This window comes from Catalinimonas locisalis, from assembly GCF_038039535.1.
In the GTDB taxonomy this organism is placed as follows: domain Bacteria; phylum Bacteroidota; class Bacteroidia; order Cytophagales; family Cyclobacteriaceae; genus Catalinimonas.
In genome coordinates this window covers 33,688-57,107 of the sequence record NZ_JBBPHP010000008.1, presented here as the reverse complement: position 1 = coordinate 57,107, position 23,420 = coordinate 33,688, and the positions used below count along the sequence as shown (strand labels likewise).

24 protein-coding genes and 1 tRNA gene are annotated in these 23,420 nt (G+C 40.9%); 5 read left to right on the top strand and 20 right to left on the bottom strand.

The genetic code is table 11. The features are described 5' to 3' along the window. Window positions 1-6: 6 nt before the first annotated feature. Genes WJR50_RS12580 through WJR50_RS12560 form a run of 5 tightly spaced genes read left to right on the top strand, consistent with a single transcriptional unit; the run spans window position 7 to window position 6,146 of the window. Complete coding sequence (locus WJR50_RS12580) at window positions 7-1,524, top strand: FHA domain-containing protein (RefSeq protein WP_341293634.1); 1,518 nt, start codon at window positions 7-9, stop codon at window positions 1,522-1,524. 4 nt (window positions 1,525-1,528) lie between these two features. Continuing rightward, window positions 1,529-2,314, top strand: a complete 786-nt coding sequence (locus WJR50_RS12575; RefSeq protein WP_341293633.1) for a hypothetical protein — start codon at window positions 1,529-1,531, stop codon at window positions 2,312-2,314. 18 nt (window positions 2,315-2,332) lie between these two features. After that, window positions 2,333-3,811: a PP2C family protein-serine/threonine phosphatase gene (locus WJR50_RS12570; RefSeq protein ID WP_341293632.1), complete on the top strand. Its 1,479-nt coding sequence runs from the start codon at window positions 2,333-2,335 to the stop codon at window positions 3,809-3,811. Window positions 3,812-3,816: 5 nt separating this feature from the next. Then, entirely contained in the window at window positions 3,817-4,809 is a 993-nt protein-coding gene (locus WJR50_RS12565; RefSeq protein ID WP_341293631.1) for an FHA domain-containing protein, read from the top strand. 17 nt (window positions 4,810-4,826) lie between these two features. Next, a complete protein-coding gene (locus tag WJR50_RS12560; RefSeq protein WP_341293630.1) occupies window positions 4,827-6,146 on the top strand; it encodes a protein kinase domain-containing protein in 1,320 nt (439 codons plus the stop codon). Window positions 6,147-6,280: 134 nt separating this feature from the next. Here the strand turns inward: WJR50_RS12560 and WJR50_RS12555 are convergent, their stop codons facing one another. From WJR50_RS12555 to WJR50_RS12460, 20 genes are all read right to left on the bottom strand, one after another. After that, a complete protein-coding gene (locus WJR50_RS12555; protein ID WP_341293629.1) occupies window positions 6,281-6,859 on the bottom strand; it encodes a cysteine peptidase family C39 domain-containing protein in 579 nt (192 codons plus the stop codon). Window positions 6,860-6,964: 105 nt separating this feature from the next. Beyond that, entirely contained in the window at window positions 6,965-7,267 is a 303-nt protein-coding gene (locus tag WJR50_RS12550) for a PAAR domain-containing contractile injection system baseplate protein (protein ID WP_341293628.1), read from the bottom strand. Next, window positions 7,264-8,427: a type VI secretion system baseplate subunit TssK gene (gene tssK, locus WJR50_RS12545; protein ID WP_341293627.1), complete on the bottom strand. Its 1,164-nt coding sequence runs from the start codon at window positions 8,425-8,427 to the stop codon at window positions 7,264-7,266. The genes WJR50_RS12550 and tssK overlap by 4 nt, the downstream gene beginning before the upstream one ends. 14 nt (window positions 8,428-8,441) lie before the next feature. Beyond that, window positions 8,442-9,395 carry a type VI secretion system baseplate subunit TssG gene (locus WJR50_RS12540; RefSeq protein WP_341293626.1) on the bottom strand — a complete coding sequence of 318 codons (954 nt, stop codon included), beginning with the start codon at window positions 9,393-9,395 and terminating at the stop codon, window positions 8,442-8,444. A gap of 1 nt (window position 9,396) precedes the next feature. Further along, the gene (locus tag WJR50_RS12535) at window positions 9,397-11,262 is read right to left on the bottom strand and encodes a hypothetical protein (protein WP_341293625.1); all 1,866 of its coding nucleotides are present in this window, start codon (window positions 11,260-11,262) and stop codon (window positions 9,397-9,399) included. Between the two features lie 11 nt (window positions 11,263-11,273). Beyond that, entirely contained in the window at window positions 11,274-12,368 is a 1,095-nt protein-coding gene (locus tag WJR50_RS12530) for a hypothetical protein (protein WP_341293624.1), read from the bottom strand. 3 nt (window positions 12,369-12,371) lie between these two features. Further along, window positions 12,372-12,809 carry a GPW/gp25 family protein gene (locus WJR50_RS12525; protein WP_341293623.1) on the bottom strand — a complete coding sequence of 146 codons (438 nt, stop codon included), beginning with the start codon at window positions 12,807-12,809 and terminating at the stop codon, window positions 12,372-12,374. Between the two features lie 5 nt (window positions 12,810-12,814). Next, a complete protein-coding gene (locus WJR50_RS12520) occupies window positions 12,815-13,309 on the bottom strand; it encodes a hypothetical protein (protein WP_341293622.1) in 495 nt (164 codons plus the stop codon). Between the two features lie 6 nt (window positions 13,310-13,315). Further along, window positions 13,316-15,178: a type VI secretion system Vgr family protein gene (locus WJR50_RS12515; protein ID WP_341293621.1), complete on the bottom strand. Its 1,863-nt coding sequence runs from the start codon at window positions 15,176-15,178 to the stop codon at window positions 13,316-13,318. Window positions 15,179-15,461: 283 nt separating this feature from the next. Then, the gene (gene tssD / locus WJR50_RS12510; protein WP_341293620.1) at window positions 15,462-15,875 is read right to left on the bottom strand and encodes a type VI secretion system tube protein TssD; all 414 of its coding nucleotides are present in this window, start codon (window positions 15,873-15,875) and stop codon (window positions 15,462-15,464) included. Window positions 15,876-16,113: 238 nt separating this feature from the next. Continuing rightward, window positions 16,114-17,502, bottom strand: a complete 1,389-nt coding sequence (locus WJR50_RS12505; RefSeq protein WP_341293619.1) for a type VI secretion system contractile sheath protein TssC — start codon at window positions 17,500-17,502, stop codon at window positions 16,114-16,116. Between the two features lie 11 nt (window positions 17,503-17,513). Beyond that, the gene (locus WJR50_RS12500) at window positions 17,514-17,960 is read right to left on the bottom strand and encodes a hypothetical protein (protein WP_341293618.1); all 447 of its coding nucleotides are present in this window, start codon (window positions 17,958-17,960) and stop codon (window positions 17,514-17,516) included. 35 nt (window positions 17,961-17,995) lie between these two features. Then, window positions 17,996-18,406: a hypothetical protein gene (locus WJR50_RS12495; protein WP_341293617.1), complete on the bottom strand. Its 411-nt coding sequence runs from the start codon at window positions 18,404-18,406 to the stop codon at window positions 17,996-17,998. Between the two features lie 115 nt (window positions 18,407-18,521). Beyond that, the gene (locus tag WJR50_RS12490) at window positions 18,522-20,993 is read right to left on the bottom strand and encodes an ATP-dependent Clp protease ATP-binding subunit (protein WP_341293616.1); all 2,472 of its coding nucleotides are present in this window, start codon (window positions 20,991-20,993) and stop codon (window positions 18,522-18,524) included. A gap of 32 nt (window positions 20,994-21,025) precedes the next feature. Then, entirely contained in the window at window positions 21,026-21,388 is a 363-nt protein-coding gene (locus tag WJR50_RS12485) for a helix-turn-helix transcriptional regulator (protein WP_341293615.1), read from the bottom strand. A 346-nt stretch (window positions 21,389-21,734) separates the two neighbouring features. After that, window positions 21,735-21,806, bottom strand: a tRNA-Arg gene (locus tag WJR50_RS12480). A gap of 129 nt (window positions 21,807-21,935) precedes the next feature. Next, on the bottom strand, window positions 21,936-22,436 hold the full coding sequence (locus WJR50_RS12475; protein ID WP_341293614.1) for a rhodanese-like domain-containing protein: 501 nt from the start codon (window positions 22,434-22,436) through the stop codon (window positions 21,936-21,938). Between the two features lie 104 nt (window positions 22,437-22,540). Then, window positions 22,541-22,774: a hypothetical protein gene (locus WJR50_RS12470; RefSeq protein WP_341293613.1), complete on the bottom strand. Its 234-nt coding sequence runs from the start codon at window positions 22,772-22,774 to the stop codon at window positions 22,541-22,543. Continuing rightward, window positions 22,758-22,922 carry a hypothetical protein gene (locus tag WJR50_RS12465; RefSeq protein WP_341293612.1) on the bottom strand — a complete coding sequence of 55 codons (165 nt, stop codon included), beginning with the start codon at window positions 22,920-22,922 and terminating at the stop codon, window positions 22,758-22,760. Before WJR50_RS12465 ends, WJR50_RS12470 begins: the two co-directional genes overlap by 17 nt. A 144-nt stretch (window positions 22,923-23,066) precedes the next feature. Beyond that, on the bottom strand, window positions 23,067-23,378 hold the full coding sequence (locus tag WJR50_RS12460) for a rhodanese-like domain-containing protein (RefSeq protein WP_341293611.1): 312 nt from the start codon (window positions 23,376-23,378) through the stop codon (window positions 23,067-23,069). Window positions 23,379-23,420 lie beyond the last annotated feature (42 nt).

The window sequence follows — 23,420 nt, the reverse complement described above, 5'->3', positions numbered from 1 at the left end:
GTTTTTATGTCCAGAGCTACACAATCCTTTAAGACAGGTATGTCTTTCATAGGGGGTGAGAATGTTCCTGCTTATACACTTGAATTCCTTACAGCTTCGCCCAAGCATGCCGTAGCAAGCTTTGAAACTGTAGTTGTGCCATACATTGAGATTGGAAGGTCAAGCAGCTGCGCCATCAGGTTTTCAGATGAGGTAGGAACTGTGAGTAGAAAGCATGCTGCTCTGGAAAGAAAGGGGAACGATGTATATATCAAAAACCTATCGGCTACCAATCCCACTCTTGTTAATGGCTCACCGGTAGCCAAAGAGTGGAAGTTAAATAACGGAGATGAAGTACAGCTCTCCTTTGAAGGACCACGATTGAGATTTAACATTGCCAGAAGCGGTTCCACTTCTATGGGAGTTACCAAAAGAATAGGCTTGGTAGTCAACCAGGCGGTAAGACCCTATAGAGTAGCTGTGATTTCTATGATAAGTCTACTGATCATTGGGGGAGTAGTTGCAGGATTTTTTATTTATCAACTTAACCAGGAAACGGAAGTCTTAGCTGGTCAAACTGACAGCTTACGCAGGAATAATGAAGCGATCTCTGATTCCTTATCACTAGCCATCAGGAAAAACGAAGCACTAAAACAGGAGATGCTGGCAGATAGACAAAACATGGAGGCGCAACTTCAATCAACAGTTGCCAATTTTGCTGCAAAACAACAACAGCTTATCCAGCAAATTAATAACACAAAAAAAGAAAGCCCCGAAGAACTAGTCGCTAACGCTATCGCCAAAGTAAAGGAAAGTGTTTTTTACATGGGCATCAAAAACGTAAAAGCTGAGATGGATGGTGAAGTGCTGGTAGATGAACCTCTTCCTGAAAATTGTCACTGCACTGGCTTTTTATTAAACGACGGTAAATTTGTTACTGCCCGACACTGTGTGGAGATGTATTTCTATGAGAAAAACGAACTCAACCTACTTGCTAGTTTGGGTGGTACAGTAACGTATGATTTCTATGCAGTTTCCTCAGACGAGTCAATACGATTTGACTTTACTAATCATGATTTTATGCTTGACCGCTCTACCGACTATCATGTTGAAGAAGAATATAATGGGCAGGAAGTCGTTTTGATACAGGCTAATCATTATGACGGTACCGACTGGGCATATTTTCAGACAGATAAAAATGGTACTATTGCAGCTGACCCTCAACTATCTGCATCGCTCAAAAGTGGTACAGAACTCCACTGCCTGGGCTATACTTATGGTGATACCTTTCAGAAGTTAGGTAATGATAACGGGTTGGAAGTATTGTACAGTAAGGCTAGCGTAGCCAAAGATAAGCTAGATAATAATACCATCATCGTGTCTGGCTATGGCTTTGACAATGGTAATTCAGGAGGGCCGCTTTTCGTGATAAGAGATGGTGTACCAAAAGCTATCGCCATCGTATCAGCAGGTTATACCAATCCCTCTACCGGAAGAGATGATGCATTAGGGTCAGTGGTACCTATCAAAAATATTAGCAGGTAATTCTATGAAAAAAGTAGTTGAACTGATTTTGGTATTATTTACCCTATGTTTTTTTAAGATAGAGGCCCATGCCCAAATAGACTCTACCTCTATCCGTATCCCACAACTGGTAGCTTTACAGAACAACCAGAATCTGGTCAACAAAGCCATTGATGGAGCCATTTATTTGGTAAGACAGGAATATCTGCTGGAGTCTGCTTCAGGTGAAAAATTAGGAAGAGGTATTTTAGATTATTTTGGTAAATCATATAGAATAGGAGTACTGGTGAATAGAGACCTATGGATGCCCAGCAGCATACGGTCACCCTGGAAAGAAGACCCAAACTTCAAAGAATATGAATCCGAACATAAGCCAGCCTGTTCTTTAACCAAAGTAAAAAAGATTAACTCAAATAACGACTATAGGGTATTCGAGATCAAACAATTAAACCTTGATGCCTCTTTAACGAGCTTTAAGCCAGGTATAGCCGGACTCAATGCCAGTGACTCTCTTCCCCAGAATGGTAAATTACTGGTTTATTATGTAGAAGCAGATTTAAGCCCGGATGAGGCTGAAATTAAATCCACCAATATCAGCCTCAATCAAATTAGCTGGGATAATGAAGGTATGGCTGAGGTAAAAGACATACAGTTCAAGGACAGATCAGTGCTGGGAGGGGCCTTATTTGTAGAAAAAGTCAGTCTGGGTAAGATTGATATTGAGTTAGTAGCTGTTTATACCGATGTAGAGGATAACTGGGTCTTACAGGCCGTTAATCCTATCAAGGCAAATCTTATTCCGAGCAATTAAGCATTAAATTTTACTATTGTGAGGCACAAAAAAAGTAGTTTGAAATATTTTGGCGCCACTAATGTAGGGCAGGTCCGAGACCATAATGAAGATAGCTTTGTGATTATTGATCTCGCTCAGGAAGAGAATAATCCAAAAGGGACCATTTTTATGGTAGCCGATGGTATGGGAGGAGCCAATGCGGGAGAAGTAGCTTCAGCCATTGCCTGCAATGTAATTGAGGATAGATTCCTTAAACTACAAACAATACCAGATTCACCCAGAAATATAGAAAAATACCTGAAGAACTTACTGCTGGAGGCACACCAGCAGATGGTACAACATGCCAGCCAGCATCCGGAATGTGAAGGTATGGGTACTACTGCGGTACTTGCCTGGGTTATCGCTAATCAGTTACATATTGTATGGTGTGGAGATAGCCGTTGTTATGTTTACCAAAACAGACAGCTACATACTCTCAAGCCCATTACTGACGACCATTCTTTGGTCTGGCAAATGGTACTGAGTGGAGAACTTTCTCCCGAAGAAGCCAGAGTACATGATCAAAGCAATATTATTCTTCAGGTATTGGGGAGTACAGATTCAAAACCTAAGCCATCCTATCTCAGTAAAAAGCTGATTAAGGGTGAAAAAATACTGCTCTGTAGCGATGGCCTGAACGGGATGTTGAGCGATGCTGCGATACAGCAAATTCTGGAACGTGAGAATGATGTAGAGCAAACAACCGAAGTATTAATTGATGCAGCCAATCATGCCGGCGGAACAGATAATATTACGGCAATCTATGTAACTGTTGAGGATGCCCCAATCATGGCTCTCGAACAGAAGAAAGATATCTTTAGTACGTTCAAGAGTAAATGGCCTTTCGTTTTAGTATTCGCTTTAATATTGCTCGTTTTGGTATATTCAGTGATAGCCTGGAAAGGGAAAAAAACGAGCACTGATTCAGAAGTTGAAGTGAAAGCGCAATCTTCTCTTACAGATGAAAATCTCAATCAGTATAAAACAGCCATCAGCACTAATGAGAAAGAAGAAGAAGCTGTTATCTCAACTACAGAAACAAATCAAGGTGATGCAGTAAGCCAAGAAGAGAATGATCTGAGCACTGCTGAATATAACTTTCTCGGCTCATTAAATAAGCTTGATGAAACGTTGGAGCAGCAAATCGCCAGCACCAAAAAACTGATAGAGGGTTGTAAAACCTGTAATGATAATCCACAATTGGAGAGTGTTAACGAGTCTCTTTCCGCCACACACGATCTGATCAAAGACCAAATCAAAACGGCTAGTCTAAATTTGCCTATTTCTAGTCAATCTAAAGAGAAACTTTCTTCAATAAGTCAGTCAGTAAATGTATCTTATGATGCGAATAAACCATTTAAAGCAGACAGTCCTTTATCTGAGCAAGAATATATGATCAATACCATTAATGAAGTAGTATTAAAGATTAGTGAGCAACTGGCGACTTTAACCTCTAAAGTCCAGCAGAAAAATTAAGCGTTATGAGAAACCCATTTAAAAATAAAGGCTTTAAAATAAAAAAGCAGGAACCTAAGCCTCCCAGTGAGCCTATTAAAGAGCCCTGGAACAGACAACCCAATGAAAAGCCATTAAAGCAAACGAATAAAACGATAGTTGGGAAAAAACCTAATGCTCCCTATCTGGACCAGCAAAATAAAGAAAATTCCTTTGATAGTGGCTACCAGTGTCCTGAATGCTCTTACCCCCTGAGAAACCAGATCTCTGATACTACTCCCTGCCCCAATTGTGGTTTCAGTGGCGTGGAGAAAACTCAGCAGGAAACTACCACCGCTAAGCGTACTATGACTTTCAGTAGCCTTAACTTTGGGAAAATTTCCAGCAAGAGAAAATTCACTTTGGTTAACGAAGCCGCACCTGAAATGTCTGTAAGTGCCGAACTCGGAGAAGTAGAAGAAATTACGCTGGGTAGAGATGAGTTAGACCCCGATAACCCCAGTATTTCAGGTAGTGGTCATATTCAACTCAGGGAAAGTCAGGGGAAATGGTTTATCAAAGATATAAGCTCTAATGGGGCTACCTTTTTGCAGGCTCTTAATTACCACCCGCTACTGGAGGGTAGCAGACTTATCTTGGGAAATCGTATATTTCTTTTTTCTTCTCATGCTACCAAAAACAATCCTGTAAAAGTAGAACCAAACAAAACAATGCAGTTCGGTCAATTTAATATTTCTGAAAATCAACAGGGCACGTTTACTTTAATAGATGAGATGAATGGTACGGCAAAGCAATTTACGGGGCCAGAAGTTACCCTAAACCGTTTTAACCTTGCTCCTGATGACCAGAGCATTTCCAGTAAACAGCATGCCAGTATTGAGAAAAAACAGGATGTATGGATGATAATTGATAGGAGTTCTAACAAAGCTACGTTTGTACAATGTACGAATGAAGTCCTGTTACCCCATGAGACAAAGCTGATTTTAGGTAATAAGGTTTTCAAATTTGAGATTGGGTAATCCTTATTCCTCAACACATGCCTGTTTCTGAGAGAATAAACCTTCAACCTCCTCAAATCATTCATTTAGATGGGCTTGACCTTTCTATCAAGGAAGAAATTGGTAGAGGAGGATTTGGGAGTGTATACCTTGCCGAACATGAAGGCGTATACATAGCCATCAAACTATATCGTATGTGGGAAGTGCTCCCCGCAGAGCGAGAAGACATGGTGCAGAGGATCATTCAGGAATACAAGATCAGCAAAGAAATTGAGTCTCCTTATGTGTTAAAAATTTTCAGTTATCATGAGTTGGCTGGCAACCCCTTGCTTTTTATGAAATATTGTGAAGGGGGAAGTTTGAGAGACACTATAGGAGATAAACTGGATGACCGAAAAATATCAAAGGTTGTACATGATATTTGCAAAGGCCTGCAGGCCATGCACCAACAAAACATTATCCACCGGGATATCAAACCTGAAAATATTCTCCTCAAAGCAGGGAATTACTGTCTGAGTGATTTTGGTGTATCTGCCAGTTTACACAACAGACTTACCCAGACTGATATCCGAGGGAGAGTCAAACAAATATTTGCTACCGCTGCTTATTCTCCTCCCGAACAAGCCGATGGTGCCAGGGCATATAAAAAGACCGGACCGACAAATGATATTTTTGCTTTTGGAGTGGTGTTATATGAGTTACTCACCCAAGGTCACTTACCTTTTGGATCATTTGAGCAGTATGAGAGCGATCCTTTGCAATACGAGAAGAACAAGAAAAGTGATGATTGGGATTATCAAAGATTAATTGATTCCAATGTCAAAGCTTTCTGGAAAAATATTATTGTAAAATGCCTGAATCCAAAAGCAGACGATAGATTTCAGAGTGCTGAGGAAATACTTGAGTTGCTCAATAGAAGTGACTTCTCTAGTAAGCCTGTCCGAAACAAAGCAAAGGTAGCCCCTCATAAAAAGCTGGTTATCATATCTCCTAAAGAAAGTCAACAACAAAACTTCTACATCAGTAAAATTGCTGAAAACAAAAGTAAATTTAAACTTACAATCGGACGGCTTGATGATGAAAACTTCTCTGCTAATGATATCTTGATTGAAGAGGACGAAAGTGCCTTTATATCTCGCCACCATGCTACTTTAGAAAAATTCTTTGATAAGGAAGATAATGAGAAGTGGTACATAAGAGACGGTCAATGGATCAAAATTGATGGTCAGATGAAATGGAGGCCCTCCACCAATGGTACTTTTGTCAATGATTTTCAAATAGGCCAGGAAGGTATAGTTTTAGAAGAAGGTGATGAAATCAGGCTGGGCAATACCACCCTTAAATATTCTTCTTCCTGATCGCTTTTTAAATCTATTCTAAGCTCTGATATGAGGCTGTGTCTGATAATTCAAAAAATAAAGTTAGATCTGTCTCACTTTTAAAACTTGACAGATTTTCTTCACCAAATGTTATTTATCAGACATAACCTAAATTAAGCCAACTGTATAAGGTCATTGATTCTACCTTTTGATGCTGCATCTATAAAGTAAAATGGGAATAGCGATGACAGTGTCTCAACTAAGCCATAGTATGGGTCTAAACACACGAGTTTTTGCCCATACTGTACGCAAACCACCCAATGTCCTCCTTGTCCAACCCCACTTACCCCCCAATCGACTCCAAGGATTACTGGTTTTGTTGGTGTTGCTAGTCTGAGCCATTTCTCGACGTATTGGGGAGCCACCTGATTTGTTTGAATACCATATTTTGAAAGTACTCCTATTATTGGTGACTGCGTAGAACCTAATGCATCGAAATCCCGAACACCAGCACCATCAAGATTGACGGCCCCTTCTGCTTTTCCAAAAAAGCGACGCCCAGTACCTTCATCTAGTTCTCTGTTTTGCTTAAGTTTAAGCACCATCATTGCGCAAGCAACTCCACAACTCTGAGACTTTTCTTGTTTGAAAAGCCGATAAGGATTACCTGAACTAGTTATTACATTTATCCATGCCATAATATTATTACCTTTTAGTTTTACATTTATTAAAATGATTCTGATGCTATTCATTTAACTTCATCAAACCAAAGGAGCTAAAATCAAATGATATACTTTCATTTAGCAAGTACTAAGGATGAGGTCTTTTGTTGTAGCACAGGCCCTGGACTTTATTTGTTATCCTCCAATGAGCACAGTAGGCGCACCAAGTACAATAACCCCACCGTGCGAAGTAGAGTCACCCATACGCGCGGCGGGTTTTCCACCAATCATGACAGAAGTTGATCCCAGAATGATGCTGTCGGGGGGACCTACACATGTACACATATCACCCATTACAGCGGCGGGCATTCCGGTAATCAGGACCGTAGGCACACCAGGGCCAGTGATAGGGCCTCCCACATGTGGCACTGGCGGCAATCCGGGGGTCACCATAGGGCAGGTATGCATATCTCCTATTCTAGCGGCAGGCTTACTCATAATTCCCTCCCTCCTCTGAATATTTTAACAGTAGAGCCCATTTTTTTGGGGGCTGGCTGTTCCGCTTGGGGTTCAGGTTCTTCCCGAGGTCTTTCGTAAGCCGTAGTACTACTATAGGGTAGTTTTGAGAGTATTTCATTGAATGTACTTATTTCTTGGTGAAGCATGGCAATTACCTGATAGATCTGCCTGTGCGAATACTTCAGGTTCAGTATGTTATGAATCATATTTTCAAAGGTGCCTGCGGCGAAACTTCTGTTGAAAGTATTATAAACGTTAAGCCTGTCATCTTCAGGCATACAGTTCAACTCTGTAGATATCAACCTGATATACCTCAGAAAAAACTTGAATATGTGAATAGGAGATTTGGTAGGAACCTCCAACTGAAATTCATCCTGATAAATAGCCATGGTCATCAGCATGCTCTCGGATAGTGCCAGCACATTATGGTTAATTGACCTATCATCCAACGCACGGTTTTTTTTGATGAATTGGGTAAGACTTTGCCTGATTTCGTTAAGTAAAGTCTCAAACTCACGATAATATTCTACCAAAGTCGGATGACTACTCATACTGGTACAAGGTGGTATATAATCTTCCACCTGCACTTCTCCACCCACTACTCTGAATTTTCCTATCGTAAGGTGATACGTGCTGAACTCCTCAGAATTAACTTCCTTGGAAGGTATAATATCAACCGAATATTTAGGGATAGAAAAAGGATGTCGGAGAGGATGCTCTTCCGGATTGGGATCGCCTACAGGAATTCTGTGGTAAGGGTCAACCGTTATTACAATGGCATATTGCTGGTTGGAGGCATTTTTCAGGTCGTACTTTACTTCAAACTGGTTGCGTTCCAGACTATACAGCTTACTGATATAAGGTGTGATCTCTATTCTGATACCACCCCTGGTGATCGCCCTACAGGATAAGAGCGTAACTTTGACAAACTGTGTTTGCTCAATATCTATCTGAAAATTTACTGAGGTGTCAACATCGCCAGAAGCCGGCAGTAATCCGTATTCGTTATCCGTCAACCTTAAGGCAGCAATATCTTTGAGGTGGTCAATGACCCAATCTTCGGTTTGAAGAAAGTGATCTTTATTCACTTTCATTCCATCTATCCAGTTGACCGAGGCTTTTCTTAGGTTAGGATGCATATATCAATAATCTATTAAATAACTGTTGTATAATTTAGTAATCCTTTTCCATAATTGTCTCCTAACCTAAACGTTTCTTGCTCAGGATTTACCAGAATCTCTATTTCCCAATCAAGCTCAGCAGGAATGAAATAAGCGACCAGAAATTCAATGTATTTCTGCTGTTGTCCATCAGGTAAAAAACCAGGGAGCGACTGCTCTTGCAGAGGACCAATTCTTATTGTAATAGTATCCAGTTCGCCTACATACAGGTCGTCAAGTAAAAAATTATCACCCAGTTTAAACGCACCCAGGCTGTTGCCTTCCAAATGAAAGTTTTCATGTCTACCCATAGTACTTTTCAGAGATACCGGCACCTGCAATAGAATACTCAGGCATTGGGCTGTCAGCTCTATATTTCCCACTATGTTATGTACTATAGGTAGCATGTAGGCCATGCATAAAGACTGGTAATAATCTAATGGAAAAGGAATTTGCCAGAAATCTGTAATCAGTTCATCCACAATTGCCTCAGAAAGGCCTACAAGAGATTTTTGCTCTTCTATTTCAATGGCAATCCTTTGCTGGTAAAACATCTGCTCCAGAGGGAGGAAAAACTTTCTAGCGCTTTTCTCTTCTTCCCGATGTATCTTAAGCTCTTTCACCGACTCTTCGGTATCAATGTGCTTTGTCTTCCTAAGATTTGTGTGAAACAAACCCTCCGGTAGCATATCATAAAGTCCCTCGCGATGGATATTAAAGTGTGCGGCTGAATGCCCCATTTTTTTATCTTCAATCACTTCCACTCTGGCCAGGTCAGGCTGGTAATTTCTGGAAAATGTACCCTGAGGTTTAACGTATAATTTTTCAGGGTCTACCCTACCCTGCTCTATCAAAGCGGCAATCACTACTTCCACATACAGGTCAAGCTTAAGCTTGAGCGGCAGTTCTTTGAGTCTTGCGTTGGTTTCTTTAGGAGTAGTATTCATCTCAGGAGAGTTCTTGTAATACAACCTTTACCGTAATTGGTAAGAAGATAGAAGAACGTCGCTGTAAATTCATTGACAATTCCTCACAGATTTTATTCCACTCCTCTTCAGACAATTCCTCTTTTCCGTGGGGAGTAATTTCAACATCCAATACCCTGCGCAGCCCTTGCCGAGGTGAAGGTGCATTTACGTATCCTTTTTTGATATCAATGTGTGCAATTGTGTCTCCTAGTTCAGCATAACAGGCAGCCCTTATATCTTCCCGGGTGACGATCCTGTCTCTGGAGAGTAAGTTGCTACGGAAGGTATATAGCTTTTCCTGTTCCGAGGGCTTATCCTTTCCTCCGAAAGAAGTGGTCATAGAACACACGCTCTTGGCTTTAATGTCTATAGAACGTGTTTTGAATGCGCTTCCGGCAGGAACTTTATTAGCAAGCGCTCCGGTAGTATTCCAAAAAGAAACGTAAATATCTTTCGCCTTATCCGGCTTAAGCATAAGGTACTGGTCCGTATCACCTTCCTGCGTTTTGTTGGCGAGGTTATTTTCAATCCTGTTCAGGATCTGCTCCAGTTCAACGATTTCTTTGGAACCAATGGAGCCGCTGGCAGCCTTAAACGCGGCAGCTTCATCCCGCATAAGTTCCAGTACATAATTTAACATTTCACGGGCATTACGACTGTCAAACTTCCCTACCCTATCTCTGCGTATCGCATAGATTCCTGGTTTCATCTGCTTTACATCAAAAAACGGAAGCCCCTGGAAAGGCTGATTATCGTTTGACGCTACCTTATGTACGGCCAGAAAATAATCATCAGATTTCAGGGGAATGATATTTAGACTTTCATCAAGGCGATAAGGCCGGCGATTATCAACCAACTGCCGGTTGCAGGCCGGAAAGCAGTTAATAGCCAGGATCATATCTTCTACTGCATCCTGAGGGATCAGTTGCGATAATGACAGCTTTATCCAGAGGAGTGGTTCTTTGAGGTTCTTTAATGTCTCTTCTTCAAAAAGCGCTTCAAAAGCTTCAGGATAATTTCTAAGGTGTTCTTTGGTCGCGATATCATTACTACTGAGGGTAAGGAAATGCTGCTCGTACAACTGATTTACCTTATCCTCAATTTTGGGCAAGATGTCCCACTCCTCTAGTAATTCATTTCTAAGCTTACTTATCCTATCTTCTACAGTAAGGCCGTAGCCTGAGCGGGTGCTCATGTTATTTTCTCCTACTGAACATTGAGTGACAGGAAGCAGGTTGAGAAATTTCTGTTTTTCGGGATGGTTTCGCCAGTCAAAGAAGAAGCTGATTTGTGGAACATTTACCAGGCTAGCATTCACTTTGAGTCCAACCCATATATGCTGATTGGTAAAGCTTTCTCCTTTTTTTGTACTACTCAACATCTCTCTGGCATTGACATCTGTCTGCTGTAGAAGCCGCTTTCCCAGACCTATATAACGTATGCTGACATCAAAAATACTGGCCGGAAGTGTAGGTGAGAAAAAAATAGCCTTCTTACTGATTTCGGTGGGCTTTGCCGGGTTGATCACTTCTTTATCAATTAAAAACTGATCTTCAGGACGGAGCGTATAGCGCGGTTCTACCGCACTGGCATGTATGATGGTATGCGCCGGCAGAGGGGTAACCAGGCTTTCAGGTAGCAGCAGGTGGGCCAGTTTTTCCAATACCCGGCTTTGGGAAGAAACGATCTGGTTGGCGGTGCGCTCAAACTCCACAGCGCAAGCTCCCAGCAGCAGATCCACCAGCGGGTCAAAACCATCCATATCCGCCTGCTGATAACCCCAAAGGTCAGCTACGTACTTGACCAGGCGACGCTTGATGTTGGATTTGTCTAAATTAGAACTCATATGATGTAGTCTCAGTAATAGTACCCTCTGCTAACCCAATTATTAAAGTTTCTCTCAAATTCAACATAAGCTGATGCAGCTTTACTCTCAATCATTTCTTTTTCTTCTGTAATCAAATTAATAACCCTGACCATTTCTTCTCTTGATTCTTTTATACCTCGGTCAATAGCATTACATAGTTTATCTGTCAAACCTAATTCCTTATCCAAATGACTTACCACTGCCCCTATTATCACAGTGACACCCACAAAAAGCAACGCACCAGTAGCACCTGCAGCAACGAACACTGCCGCTTTGGCAACAGTTGCTACAATTAGAGCAGCTGATTTTACCGAGATCAATAGCTTTATCATTTCAGAAGAAAATTCTCCTAAAATCTGACCAAATGTTTTTTTATCTTTATTAACGAGTTCACCAATAGCAATGCTAGAATGAACAACTACAGCCAGGGCACTACTTTTCACCAATGTTTTTCCATACTTCATACCTGTTTTCAGTAGTTTTCCTCCTTTTAAAAATAATGCTTGAATAGGCTTAGCATTTAGTAATGCGGTGACCTTTTTTTGAGCATTACCGATTTCCTTGAAGATAAATGTGTTATTGTTGCTGTGTAAATAGAGTTTCCCTTTTATTGATTTAGCCTTACAAATTAGATCACCAAGCTTATTTATTAGCTTTTCGTTGTATTTATCAATTGTTGGCGTCGAGGAAGGCGTATTTTTGCTGGCAAATTTTGTATAAGTCAATTTATCGCTTACCACCTTGGTTGATGCATCATCCGACCGTTTCAATACTTCTAATACATCATCAACAACACCGCTTTTCAAATTTTGAAATAGTTTTTTTATATCATCTTGTGCACCTTTTATCTCCAGACCTAGCTTTAGCAAATCTTTAACGTCAAATACATGCAAAACAACAAACGATTGTGCTGTTTTTACAGAGGACTCTATTTTAAACTCCCTATTCCCTTTAATTATGTCATTTAAAAATCTATCCTGTTTATCAGCGTTTGTTTTTCTATAGCAAGCTTTTTGTTTTTCGGTAATGTCATATTCCCGACCAAATTTCGGAATACACATTTTATTTTGGTGGTCGTAAGACATAGTTTAGTTAATTGAAAGAGGACTGAAATAAATAAACTCCTGATGCTGAAACAGCTCTCGTGTTTTCTGTATCGTACCGGATACGGTGATATGTATTCTTTTTTTCAGACGGCTTTGTGGGTTACTTTCAGCGGCATAGTCTTTAGGCTCTTCTACTTTCACTTTCGTTTGAATATAATCCATCCTTTTTTCGTACTGCCGGATAGCTTCCCTGATCTGTGCCTCCAGCGCGTTTTCCCACTTGCTGATGCTCTTGATGTTCTCAAAGTCTTGGTTCCATACGTAGCAGCCAAAATCGTAATCATAGCGGTACTCAGTAAGATGTGTTTTGAGGATGATATGAATGTAATCCGCAATCCCTTCTTTCAGCTCGGCTAAGCGATGCCTTTTTTTCTGGGTCAACTGCTCTGTTTGTAATGGAAATGTATAGTAGGGACGCATTGGCTTTAGTTTTTATGAGTGTAGAGGCACCTTGGCTTTCCCGGATAAGCGGTATTAAACTTTCCGACTTTATATGTAACTACAGTTACTGTTGAGGTGGGACTATTCAATTGGGAATCGTAGCCGATTACATACCCCATATCAAAAGTAGTGACTAAATTACCATTGTTGGCTACTATGGCTGGATATACCGCAGATCTTAACACCGCTTCCTCTAGTATCTCAAAGCTATTAAATTTACTTTTTTCCAGTCTATCTGCTTCATTATCTACCTGATGACTTGGCCTTCTCTTTTCGTAACCGGGCAATCTGGCACTGGTCTTAGCCAATACTGTGTCTAAATATCTTTTTTTAGGTTTAAAGTTTGGTTTATCATCATCATCAGTATTGGGGTTCGGAACAGGATGCCATGTGGCATAATCATGATTCATCCGAGCATGAAATTTGTCTTCGTACTCAAAAATTACAGGTGGCTTGTTTTCAGGAAGAACTATTTTCATAAAAGTTTAATTTATTTTCACCAGGGCACCTTTCAGGTTGGCCATAGGGCCACCATCCAGATCCAGTTGAGCACCACCCTTGAGAGACGACATCAACCCGCCCTCAAGTTTTAAGTCAGTACCACCCTTAACACTGGCTGCAGTTCCTGCTTCAACTTTGGTGTCAGTACCGGATTTAACATTTAACTCAGTTCCCGCTTCCATCTTGGTATCTGTACCAGATTTGATCTCCAGCCCCTGGCCTACATCCAGGCTGGCATTGGCTCCTGCTTTGATATCAATGTCTTCATCGGCTTCCATGTTGATGGAATTTGCTTTGATATCCAATGCCCCCAAAGTCATAATGGTGATCTTACCATCTCCTTCCATACTTAGCCTGATTTCGTTAGTAGCACTATCAATATCTTTATTGGTAATAATAATTTCTTCCTTGCCATTCTCATCTAAAAAGTGAATCTGATTACCTGAGCGTGTCCTGATCACCTTTCGGTTGGTATTCGGATCATGCCACTCACCAGGATGATTACTGCTATTATTATGGTACACACTTCCCATTACATAAGGTAATTCGGGATTGTCATTAATAAACCCTACAATCACTTCATCCTCTATCTCTGGGGTGAAAAAGAATCCGTGCAAGTCAGATGACTGACCGGCATAAGGTTGCATCATGCGTATCCAGGGAGTAACTGTCCCGGTTTCCTGCCATTTAAACTGCACTTTCACCCTGCCCATGCCTTCCGGGTCATCATTTTCTATGACCGTCGCTTGCTGAGCTTCGCAAAAAGGCACACGTACCTTTGGGTTATCGGGCGGACTGGAAGCTGCATCAGGGATTGCCTGAATGGTATTGCTATAACTGAAGCTTTCGTCTATGCTATGATTAATCGCGGTAATGATGAATTTTTCAAGGTCTACTTCATTGGCCTTTTCACCGGTAATATTGACCACCGAACCTACTCTGAGTTGTGTATGGTCGGTAGTTCCGCTAAGCACCACCATATCGCGGGAGCGGGTGGCCATCTCATGGCGGACATAATCATCCAGCGCCTGAGCGGACTGAAATTGGTGATACGGCATACGTAATGATTTACCGGAGAAAGCATCAGGCTCAACTTTATTCAGAATTTCACCGCCAAAATTATCCAGATCAGAAATATCGCCTGGCTTTGCCGTGCTTTCATAAACTTCATGTTTGAGGTAATCATAAGCTTTAGCCTTAAAATTTACCGGCACTACACGCATAGAGAGCTTCATGTCCTGCAAATCCTTTTCAAGCAGTAAATCAATTGCAGAAACTGAGGGTTGTTCCCCAAAAATAAATTCGTCACCATCGTAATAGAGCCATTCACCGTAGGTATCTGCCAGTCTTTGCAGAAATTGCATGTTTGTCTCCCGATACTGCACAGCGTATTCTATGTTTTCTGTATATCTGGGGCTGACGATAGCGCTCATATTGGCTGGCACATCCTCCAACAACTGGTTGACAATATCTGCCAGCGTCATCTCATGGAAGGAACGGGTGGTAGCGACCCCGCTGAGGTAGACGGTAGGGCTATAGGCCGTAACAAATATCATCCTTTCCCCTCTCTGGGAGCGAGTCATCCGGATATCGGTCACAATTCCTTTGAAGCTAAAATCTCTCTTGAGTTTATCAAATACCCCTGACCTGATTTGGGCAGTGAGAGGCTGATTCAGATAATCCTTAGCCTGATTGAGAATTTGTGCATTATTGTCCTTGAATGCATTAAGAGGGATAACAACCTGAATAACATTATGGTCAAATAAGCTCTGACTGATGTCCAGATCCGCTACTGGAGAAATGGTTTTGCCCGCAATGGTGACATTTACCTTTACTTGATGTGCCAAAATAATGAGATGGTTATATCTACAATCAGTATATTAGGTCTATCATCTAAACTGCAAAACAGTAGGTAAATCAATTTTATATGATGCCATTTCACATATCCGCACGCAATGCTTGCTTGATAATACTGTATTGATTGCCTTGAGAATCTTAGAGAGCCCCTTGTGCCTATGAATACAACAAAACAAGTCCTTTGATTAATACCTTAATCTGTCAGCTGCTGTCTGAATAGAAGAACTGCACCACTCAAATACTAAGTATATTAAGCGGTGCAGCCTATTTTATCTATTTAGCAAAGTCAGGCCATTCATTCTCATGTACCGCGGGGCCATCATCGCCCTCAATGGTGATTTCCCGTGCAGACAGGCCGAAGTTTTCAGTAGCTTCCATGTTTTCACTATACGTTTGAGAATAATCTACTATGTAGACATCTTTCAGGCTGATAGTTTTTACAGGTTTTTTATCATCAGTTTCATCCATGATTTCAATCTTAGCCTCTTTGGTTTGTGTATTAGCCAGTGTCATCCAGGTAGGCAGAAAAACACTTTTGGAAGCTTCAATACTGAGACTTACATACCCTCCGGTTATATTGCCAGAAGGTTTACCAGAAAAATCGGTACCGCGTGAGAAATTGTAGCTAAAAGACAAAACTCTCCTGTCAGTAATTTTGTCTAATGTTAATCTTACTTTTTGAGCCATGATATTTAATGATTAAAGTTAAAGTTGTGTACTTAATAAGTTAATATTTCCAGAGGTTCAATAGCTATTATTGATACCCGATAAGAAAGCATCCAATAAGCCATTACCTTGCTAATGCGCTCGCGCATTAGACTGAAGGCATCTGAACAGAAGCCTGTATCAAACAATTGCAACATCGCAATTATGCTTACCAGTATCTGCCGAGCCATACGCTTCCGGAAACGGAGTTATCCAGCTTTTATTCTTCAGCAAATTCAGCGGCCCACTCATCGGCTGTATCTCCCTTGGTACCTCCCAGTTTCAACAGGAAATTTTTGGCAGGAAAAAAAGGTGTGATGTGCAGGTCTATATTAATTCGCTTGGTTTCAGGGTCCTGTTCCAGTTTCATCAGTTTATAGTCCTGGATAATCTTGGTACTTCCCATGATACTTTTTAAATATCCGGAAATCTCACTGCTCAGCTCCTTTTGTACTTTAGGCGTCCAGTTCACAAAAGCTTGCCGGTTAAGGAAATCAATAAGTACCTTGCCTATATAATCAAACACACGAACTACTGAGTATGTCTGTAAGCCTATATCATTTCCGGTATAGAGGGTTTTGGCAGAAAACGCCATAATTTTATCCCACTCTTTTACCATAGGTACAAGTCCACGCTTCTCCAGTTCAGTGATTTCACTTTTCTTCAATGGAAACCTCACACCGTTTACCTCATTGATGCCACCGTGCATTTTTCCGGCAGTAGGTTGCGCGATGAGTGTGCTGTAGATTTTTCCTGCTAAGGCAGCAGAGGGTGGAACATGCAGTTCTTCTTCCTCGCCCAGTTCATCATACTTCTCACGACCTACCAGCCAGTTACAAGCCATGATCACATTGGAGCGATGGATCTCTCCGCCGGTAAGGTTGGCTACATCAAACTCTTCCATTACCGCGTCAGGATCGTCCAAATGGGCAAAGTCAGTCACCAGCATTACCTTATTCTGATAGGCAATTTTAGCCCATTTCTCTACCACCATATTGGAACCCAGATAGCCGGGAATTACCAGCAAAGAATAATTTTCCCTCAGGTCCAGTCTGTCGTGCCGGGCCTTGAGCTCTTCTGCTATCTTATCAATAACCAAAGTATTATCAAGGTCTTTCAGGCGGTCAAGCTCTGCATTAAATATGGTAATGTTCCTTACCTTATCCTGCTCAGAATTTTTGAAGAACAGGGCCATAGAACGATAATTTTGCTCTAGCTCACGGGTAGCCTCCATGGCTTTGGCAAGGTTCTGATTCAGTAGTTTTTCTGCTGATGCACTTCTTTCTTCGGCTTTACTTACCAGTTCGGTGATATCATCAGATTCACTGAGCAGAGCGTGCCAAAGTTGAAGCTGTTTTTTCAGTTCTTCCCGGTCCTTCTTCCGGCCTGCTTCTTTGAGAAAAATGTTTTTACGAGCCTTACCCTCAGGACTCATCACTTTGGAACCATCTACTGAGGCCTCAATGAGTTCAAACTCTCCGTATTCTACCAACTCCTCCAGGCTTTCTTCCAGCACCTGGTTAGGGTTGTCAATTTTTGATCCTTCCTTAGTCTTGGCAGGTACCGCCGCTGCGGTAGCTGGCGATTTTTGAGCTTTCTGTTCAGCCATGGTTTTTTTGTTTATTGGTCAGCGTTTTCAATTTCCTGTATCATTGCCTGCAGAGCCCGCAGATAAGCTTTCTTCGCATCCGGGTTCGTTAGGGCAGACTTAAGAATTTTGTTGGACCTGAGTTGCTTAGCAAATTTTTGATAATTTTCTTTTTGCGCGTCCAGTTCTTTCAGGAAATCACTCTGTCCGGAAATGCCTTTTTTATTAAAGTCGCCTAGATTACTGAAGTGAAGCTCTTCCTTTACCGGTGCCCCCTGCTCATTTTCAAACTCTACTTTTACGTTAGGTTTAAAATGATCAAAAACATCGTCAATGGTTTTGAGTCCGGTGATGGGCTCTGGCTTGGTAGGCTTACTGGTGAGTTTTTGTACCAGCAGGGTCCTGTTGGAAGAAATCTGTGAGATTGCTTCAAAAGATTCCTTAGGCACTAACTGGCCTCCGATTTCTACTTGGTTCATGAATTATTGGTTTATTAATTACACTGAATTTTTTGTTACCAATTTTTTGCATAAGGAAAAGGACGTTCTTCTAAGGGTATATAATTCATATCCTCTTCCTTATGCGTGTAAGCCAGACCACGACGAATAGGCACAAAAGGCTTCGCGCCCTTCGCCTGATTACAACCTCCATCTCCTTTCTGTAGCGACGTACATAAAATCACCGCGTTAATCGCGATAGCGCTGGGGCGTCCGCTTCCTCTCAGTGAACGGTCCGGCGCCAAATGATCCACATTGAAGTAGCGTTTATCAGTATGACAAAACAAGCAGTTCTCACAGAAATATATTAAGCCAACCAGATGCCTGTAACCTTCTGCTATTTCTATCCCATCTTCACCTTTTGCAATCCTGAGCGCATTGTAATAATAAGCCTGATCCTTCTGTGTCGATAAGAATTCTTGTCGCATAGTGGAGAGTTTTAGACCAATATTTAATACTTAAGGATAAATAGTTTTTCAAAAAGATATTTATTAATCCTTATTTGTATGTATCCAAAGCTGTTAATAAGTAACCCCAATAAGATTAATATTTCCACTTCATCTCTTTTTTATCGTCAAGGCTCAATTTGATGGTAGAGCCTTTCTTTACTTTTTCTGCGATGATCATCCGGGAAATCGGTCTTCTCAGTTGGTTCCTAATTACCCCTGTAAGTGGCCTTGCTCCGTATTCTGGCGTATATCCGGAAAGTGCTAACTGCTGCTTGGCTTCATCAGATATTTCCAACTCAATACCTTGGGTCTGTAATTGCTTCAGCAGCTTCTTGAGATGGATATCAAATATTTTGACAACGTTCTTTTCTAATATAGGTGAAAATGGGATAATTTCCGTTACTCTCGCTAAAAATTCCGGACGGAAACTACCACTCATGATTTCCATCATTTCATTGGAAGTAGGAAGGTTTCCTTTTTCTACTTCATCAATTATATGACGACTACCAATATTAGAAGTAAAAAGCACAACTGCATTAGAGAAATCACCTTCTTTGCCCAGGCGGTCGTGAAGTTTACCCTCATCCATAATTTGGAGAAAGATATCAAAAACGGAGGCATGAGCCTTTTCAATTTCATCAAAAAGCACTACCGAATAAGGTTTCTCTCTGATCTTGTTTACCAATATACCGCCTTCCTCATAGCCCACATAGCCTGCAGGAGCACCGAGAAGTACTGCTGCCGAATGTGACTCTTTAAACTCCGACATATCAAAGCGAATGAGCATATTCTCATCATTAAATAGGAAGTCTGCCAAAGACTTGGCAAGCTCGGTTTTACCTGTTCCTGTGGGGCCCAGAAAAAAGAAAGAGCCGATGGGTTGCCCTGCTCTGGTAAGACCTGATCGTGATTCTAAAATAGCATCTGAAATCACCTTAATCGCATGATCCTGCCCCACTACTCTCTTCTTGAGATGCTCTTCCATATTGAGCAATTTCTCTCGCTCCTGCGTCTGTATTTTACCAATAGGTATTCCTGTTTTGTAGGCTACTACCGCAGCAACATCTTCTTTTTCCACACTACCTCTTTTCTTTTCCGTAAGGGTAAGCAGAAAATCTATGGTTTTATCCAGATAATCGGCAAACTCATCGGCAGAAGCTTTTTCATGTGCCTTTTCTTCTTCTATTATTTGTCCAAGCAGTATAGGACTGATTTTATCGTTGAGTTGTCGGTGAAACCACCTCAGATCAGGTAAGGACAAAAGCTTCTCTTCGTTGTCCCGGAAGCTTTTTAATTCTTCCTTGAGGGTTTTTAACTCATTTTCTGAAGTTTCGTCTGCCATACGTATTGCTGCCATCGTACGATCCAGCAGGTCAATGGCTGAATCAGGCAGCCTTCTGTCCTTCACATATCTCTTGGCCAGAGAAACTGCTTCAGAAGGTGTATTTTCGGCTACACTAATGGTATGGTGCTCTTCATACAAAGGTATCAGAGTTTTGATCATACGTGTGGCAGCCTCTTCATCGGGCTCTTCTACTCTAAGCACCTCAAAACGACGATTGAATGCCTCTTCTTTCTCAATAAATTTCCTATACTCATCGTTTGTGGTGGCACCGATGACAGTAATCTCTCCCCGGGCAAGTTCTGGCTTGAGTAAGTTAGCTGCACCTGTGCCTACTGGCCCATTGCTGTCCAGCAGCAAATGTATTTCATCAATAAAAAGGATCGCTTTATCAAAGCTTTTCACTTCATTGATAATATTTTTCAGCCGATCTTCTACTTCTCCCTTATAGGACGCACCTGCCACCAAAGAGCCCAGATCAAGTTCAAAGACTAGTGCCGCTCCCAGATGCATGGGTACTTTTTCCTGAATGATACTCAAAGCAAACCCATCTACCAATGCCGTCTTACCAACACCAGGCTCACCTATAATCAACACGTTAGGTTTTGTACGACGACCCAGAATCTCAATCATCATACGGGTTTCCCGATCACGACCTATAATAGGGTCAATCTTATCTTCTTTGGCAAGTGAGGTTTTATCTACACAGAACTTATAAAGCGCTTTGGGTTTTGTTGTTTTCTTGACGTTACTTCCATTGGCGGGCACACTCACTGCCTGCTGTATAGCCTCTTCCTGGATAATTGTAGCTAAAAGATCATCCTGTTTGAGCGGAAAAGTTTTAAGCTGATCTTTGTTAAAGGCCACATTTGGTTTACAAAGTGCAGCGAGGAGTGCAAAAGGGGTAATTTCATCGTCATTGAGCTTAAGCCGGATAAGATCAGCCTCTTCAATAATGGCAGTTACCTTTGTATCTCCGGGTGGCTCTTCGGGTATTTGTGTGTTTTTAGAAAGGTTTTCTATACGTACTTCCGCCCATTCCTGGAGGTATTGGATATCCTGCCCAAGAGAATCCAGCAAGTCACGAAGTCCTACATCTTTATGTAGTAATGAAAGTAGCAGGTGCCCGGGAGTAAATTGAGCGTTTTGATATTCTTTAGCATAAGATTGAGCTATCTGAATAGCATGCCTTGTCTGATCGGATAGGCTTAAGGTTGTAGTCATTAGGTAGTAGGATTTTATATTGGGCTAAGCATTTAAATAAAGCCAAAAACCCTGGCGTAGATCATAATATCTTTAAACGATTTGATCTTCAGTTTTTCCTTCAGGTTTTTCCTGTGGGTCTGGGCTGTATGTTTTGAAATAAATAGTTCTTCGGCAATTTTTTCACTACTATAACCCATTGCCAACAAAAAAAACACTTCTTTTTCTCTTTCACTCAGCGAGTCAAACTTCTTCTTGTTACACTTAAGGAACTGGTTATCTCTGGTAAGCATTTTTAATATCTTAATGCTTTTGGGAAGTTCCTCAAGGGGCTGCTCTATTTTAATGACTGCTTTATGATGCTGAGTATGCTTCTCTACCGTTACCTTCCATGTCTTCTCTTCTATAGTTGTCATGAGGTGTAATTTTTAAAACAATTTAATAAGCTTTCGGTAGAGATAATGCTGATGCTTATTATCTTGAATTGTATGTAATAATTAATATTACGAATAAATTATGAACATGCAAAGAAAAAAAATTGTGTTTCTGTTGATTTCAGCATGCTGCTCTTAATGACAAAAAGTCAATACCCACTAGTGGGTATTTTATTAAAACACTTATACTTTTACTGTAATGTTTTATATATAAAACAACAACGCTCGTCATATATATTCCGAAACCAGCAAGAAATCAAGGAAAAACCAAAAAGTGAGTGTGGCAGAATATACGTTTGCTGATTTTGTGTTCAAGGAAAAGCAATTGTAGCCCCGACAGGAATCGAACCTGTATCTAAAGTTTAGGAAACTTCTATTCTATCCATTGAACTACGGGGCCAGTACTAACTGTGGCTGATTAATTAAGAGACTAATTCATCTAACCCATCAGCGCTGCAAAAGTAGTAAAATACATTACCTATGGCAAACCAAATATTATGATTTCAGTGCATAGCTAGAATATATCTTTTCAGTCATACACTTTTTCTCCCTCCTTTAACCAAATACCCCAAACTTTATCATAAGCGTGAACTTTCTGCGTTGTTTGTCCCCTGGCATCAACTACTGACATCCCTTGGTTTACCCATTCAAATATACCTCCGTAAAGATTAGATACATGATGAAATCCTGCTTTCTTGAGTCTTTCAGTGATTTTTTCACTTCGGTACCCCACACTACAGTACACTACAATTTCTTTATCTTTTGCAAGATCATCTACACGTTTTAATGAGAAGTCATCATAACCTACCCAACGAGCACCCTTAATTTTGCTTACATTGTACTCTTCCTTCGCTCTGGCATCAAGCAATAATACTCCACCATTTTTCACTTCATCAACCGATATTTCAGGTACAGTATGGTCCAGTAAGGTACTAAGCATTACATCATAGGCAGTGCTCTCTACTTCCTGCGCCCGTATCGCAGGACTTATGAAAAAAGCGAGTAGTATCAATAAATAATTTCTTACCATATAAATATTTATTCTTTCCTGTCAGACCAAATGACTCAATTACTTTGAGTCATCCCCACTTAAAAACGATCTGTACTCAAGATAGTTCTGTACTTGTGATTGGACTACCCATTTGCATTAGGTGTAAATCGCTGAATAATGGTAAAGAGTAAATATAACCAGGGAGCCCCATGAAGAAGCAGGTCAAAATAATCTATGGCTTGCATACCACTGGCACCGCCTAATACCCACTTGAGCTTTCCTATAATATGGGGTTCGGGAACAAAAGGAGCTAGCCCAAGCGTCAATGCAAATAGCACGGCAATCAGTATATTCTGGCCTTTATTTTCTTTCTTCAAGGGCTTTGAGTCTTTTCTCAATTTCAATCAGTTTATGTATGATGATAATATGGGTTTTCTTGGCATCTATCCCCACTACGCTTTCGCTACTTGCAATCATCTTTTCAATTTCTTCATATATTTTTTGAGATACTACTTCATTTTCCATAAGGTATATTTTTAAGTAATCGTTTGAGAAGGTAAATCACTATCTTTTTAGGTTATGGCTGATAATTATTAATAAAAAGAATAATCTGCCAACTCTCTAAGATTTGCCAGATCTTCTCCCTTAACTTTATGTATAAGACACTGCCTAGGCTACCTTGGCACTTCTCCACACACCTATTCCTCCTGCCAAGTTATAAAGATTTTTAAAACCCAGGTTAGCCATCAAAGTACAGGCATTTGCACTACGGTTGCCACTTCTACAGTAAACCAGATAGTGCTTTGACTTATCTAAATTCTCAATTTTGGTTCTGAATGCGGGGTCAAAAAGGTTGATAGCTACATGTCCGGGAATCGCTTCTTCCGCTACTTCTGCAGGGGTGCGCACATCCAGCACCACATACCTCTCCTTTTTTCTAAGCTCGTTAAACTCTTCGGGACTTATATTACTATATTTCATCGGTCTTTTTTAAAATAAATTGAACATCATTCTGAATTCTAA

Coding starts and splice junctions, on each gene's coding strand:
- WJR50_RS12580 (WP_341293634.1), top strand. CDS start 7: ATGTCCAGAGCTACACAATCCTTTAAGACAGGTATGTCTTTCATAGGG.
- WJR50_RS12575 (WP_341293633.1), top strand. CDS start 1,529: ATGAAAAAAGTAGTTGAACTGATTTTGGTATTATTTACCCTATGTTTT.
- WJR50_RS12565 (WP_341293631.1), top strand. CDS start 3,817: ATGAGAAACCCATTTAAAAATAAAGGCTTTAAAATAAAAAAGCAGGAA.
- WJR50_RS12560 (WP_341293630.1), top strand. CDS start 4,827: ATGCCTGTTTCTGAGAGAATAAACCTTCAACCTCCTCAAATCATTCAT.
- WJR50_RS12555 (WP_341293629.1), bottom strand. CDS start 6,859: ATGAATAGCATCAGAATCATTTTAATAAATGTAAAACTAAAAGGTAAT.
- WJR50_RS12550 (WP_341293628.1), bottom strand. CDS start 7,267: ATGAGTAAGCCTGCCGCTAGAATAGGAGATATGCATACCTGCCCTATG.
- tssK (WP_341293627.1), bottom strand. CDS start 8,427: ATGCATCCTAACCTAAGAAAAGCCTCGGTCAACTGGATAGATGGAATG.
- WJR50_RS12540 (WP_341293626.1), bottom strand. CDS start 9,395: ATGAATACTACTCCTAAAGAAACCAACGCAAGACTCAAAGAACTGCCG.
- WJR50_RS12535 (WP_341293625.1), bottom strand. CDS start 11,262: ATGAGTTCTAATTTAGACAAATCCAACATCAAGCGTCGCCTGGTCAAG.
- WJR50_RS12530 (WP_341293624.1), bottom strand. CDS start 12,368: ATGTCTTACGACCACCAAAATAAAATGTGTATTCCGAAATTTGGTCGG.
- WJR50_RS12525 (WP_341293623.1), bottom strand. CDS start 12,809: ATGCGTCCCTACTATACATTTCCATTACAAACAGAGCAGTTGACCCAG.
- WJR50_RS12520 (WP_341293622.1), bottom strand. CDS start 13,309: ATGAAAATAGTTCTTCCTGAAAACAAGCCACCTGTAATTTTTGAGTAC.
- tssD (WP_341293620.1), bottom strand. CDS start 15,875: ATGGCTCAAAAAGTAAGATTAACATTAGACAAAATTACTGACAGGAGA.
- WJR50_RS12505 (WP_341293619.1), bottom strand. CDS start 17,502: ATGGCTGAACAGAAAGCTCAAAAATCGCCAGCTACCGCAGCGGCGGTA.
- WJR50_RS12500 (WP_341293618.1), bottom strand. CDS start 17,960: ATGAACCAAGTAGAAATCGGAGGCCAGTTAGTGCCTAAGGAATCTTTT.
- WJR50_RS12495 (WP_341293617.1), bottom strand. CDS start 18,406: ATGCGACAAGAATTCTTATCGACACAGAAGGATCAGGCTTATTATTAC.
- WJR50_RS12490 (WP_341293616.1), bottom strand. CDS start 20,993: ATGACTACAACCTTAAGCCTATCCGATCAGACAAGGCATGCTATTCAG.
- WJR50_RS12485 (WP_341293615.1), bottom strand. CDS start 21,388: ATGACAACTATAGAAGAGAAGACATGGAAGGTAACGGTAGAGAAGCAT.
- WJR50_RS12475 (WP_341293614.1), bottom strand. CDS start 22,436: ATGGTAAGAAATTATTTATTGATACTACTCGCTTTTTTCATAAGTCCT.
- WJR50_RS12465 (WP_341293612.1), bottom strand. CDS start 22,922: ATGGAAAATGAAGTAGTATCTCAAAAAATATATGAAGAAATTGAAAAG.
- WJR50_RS12460 (WP_341293611.1), bottom strand. CDS start 23,378: ATGAAATATAGTAATATAAGTCCCGAAGAGTTTAACGAGCTTAGAAAA.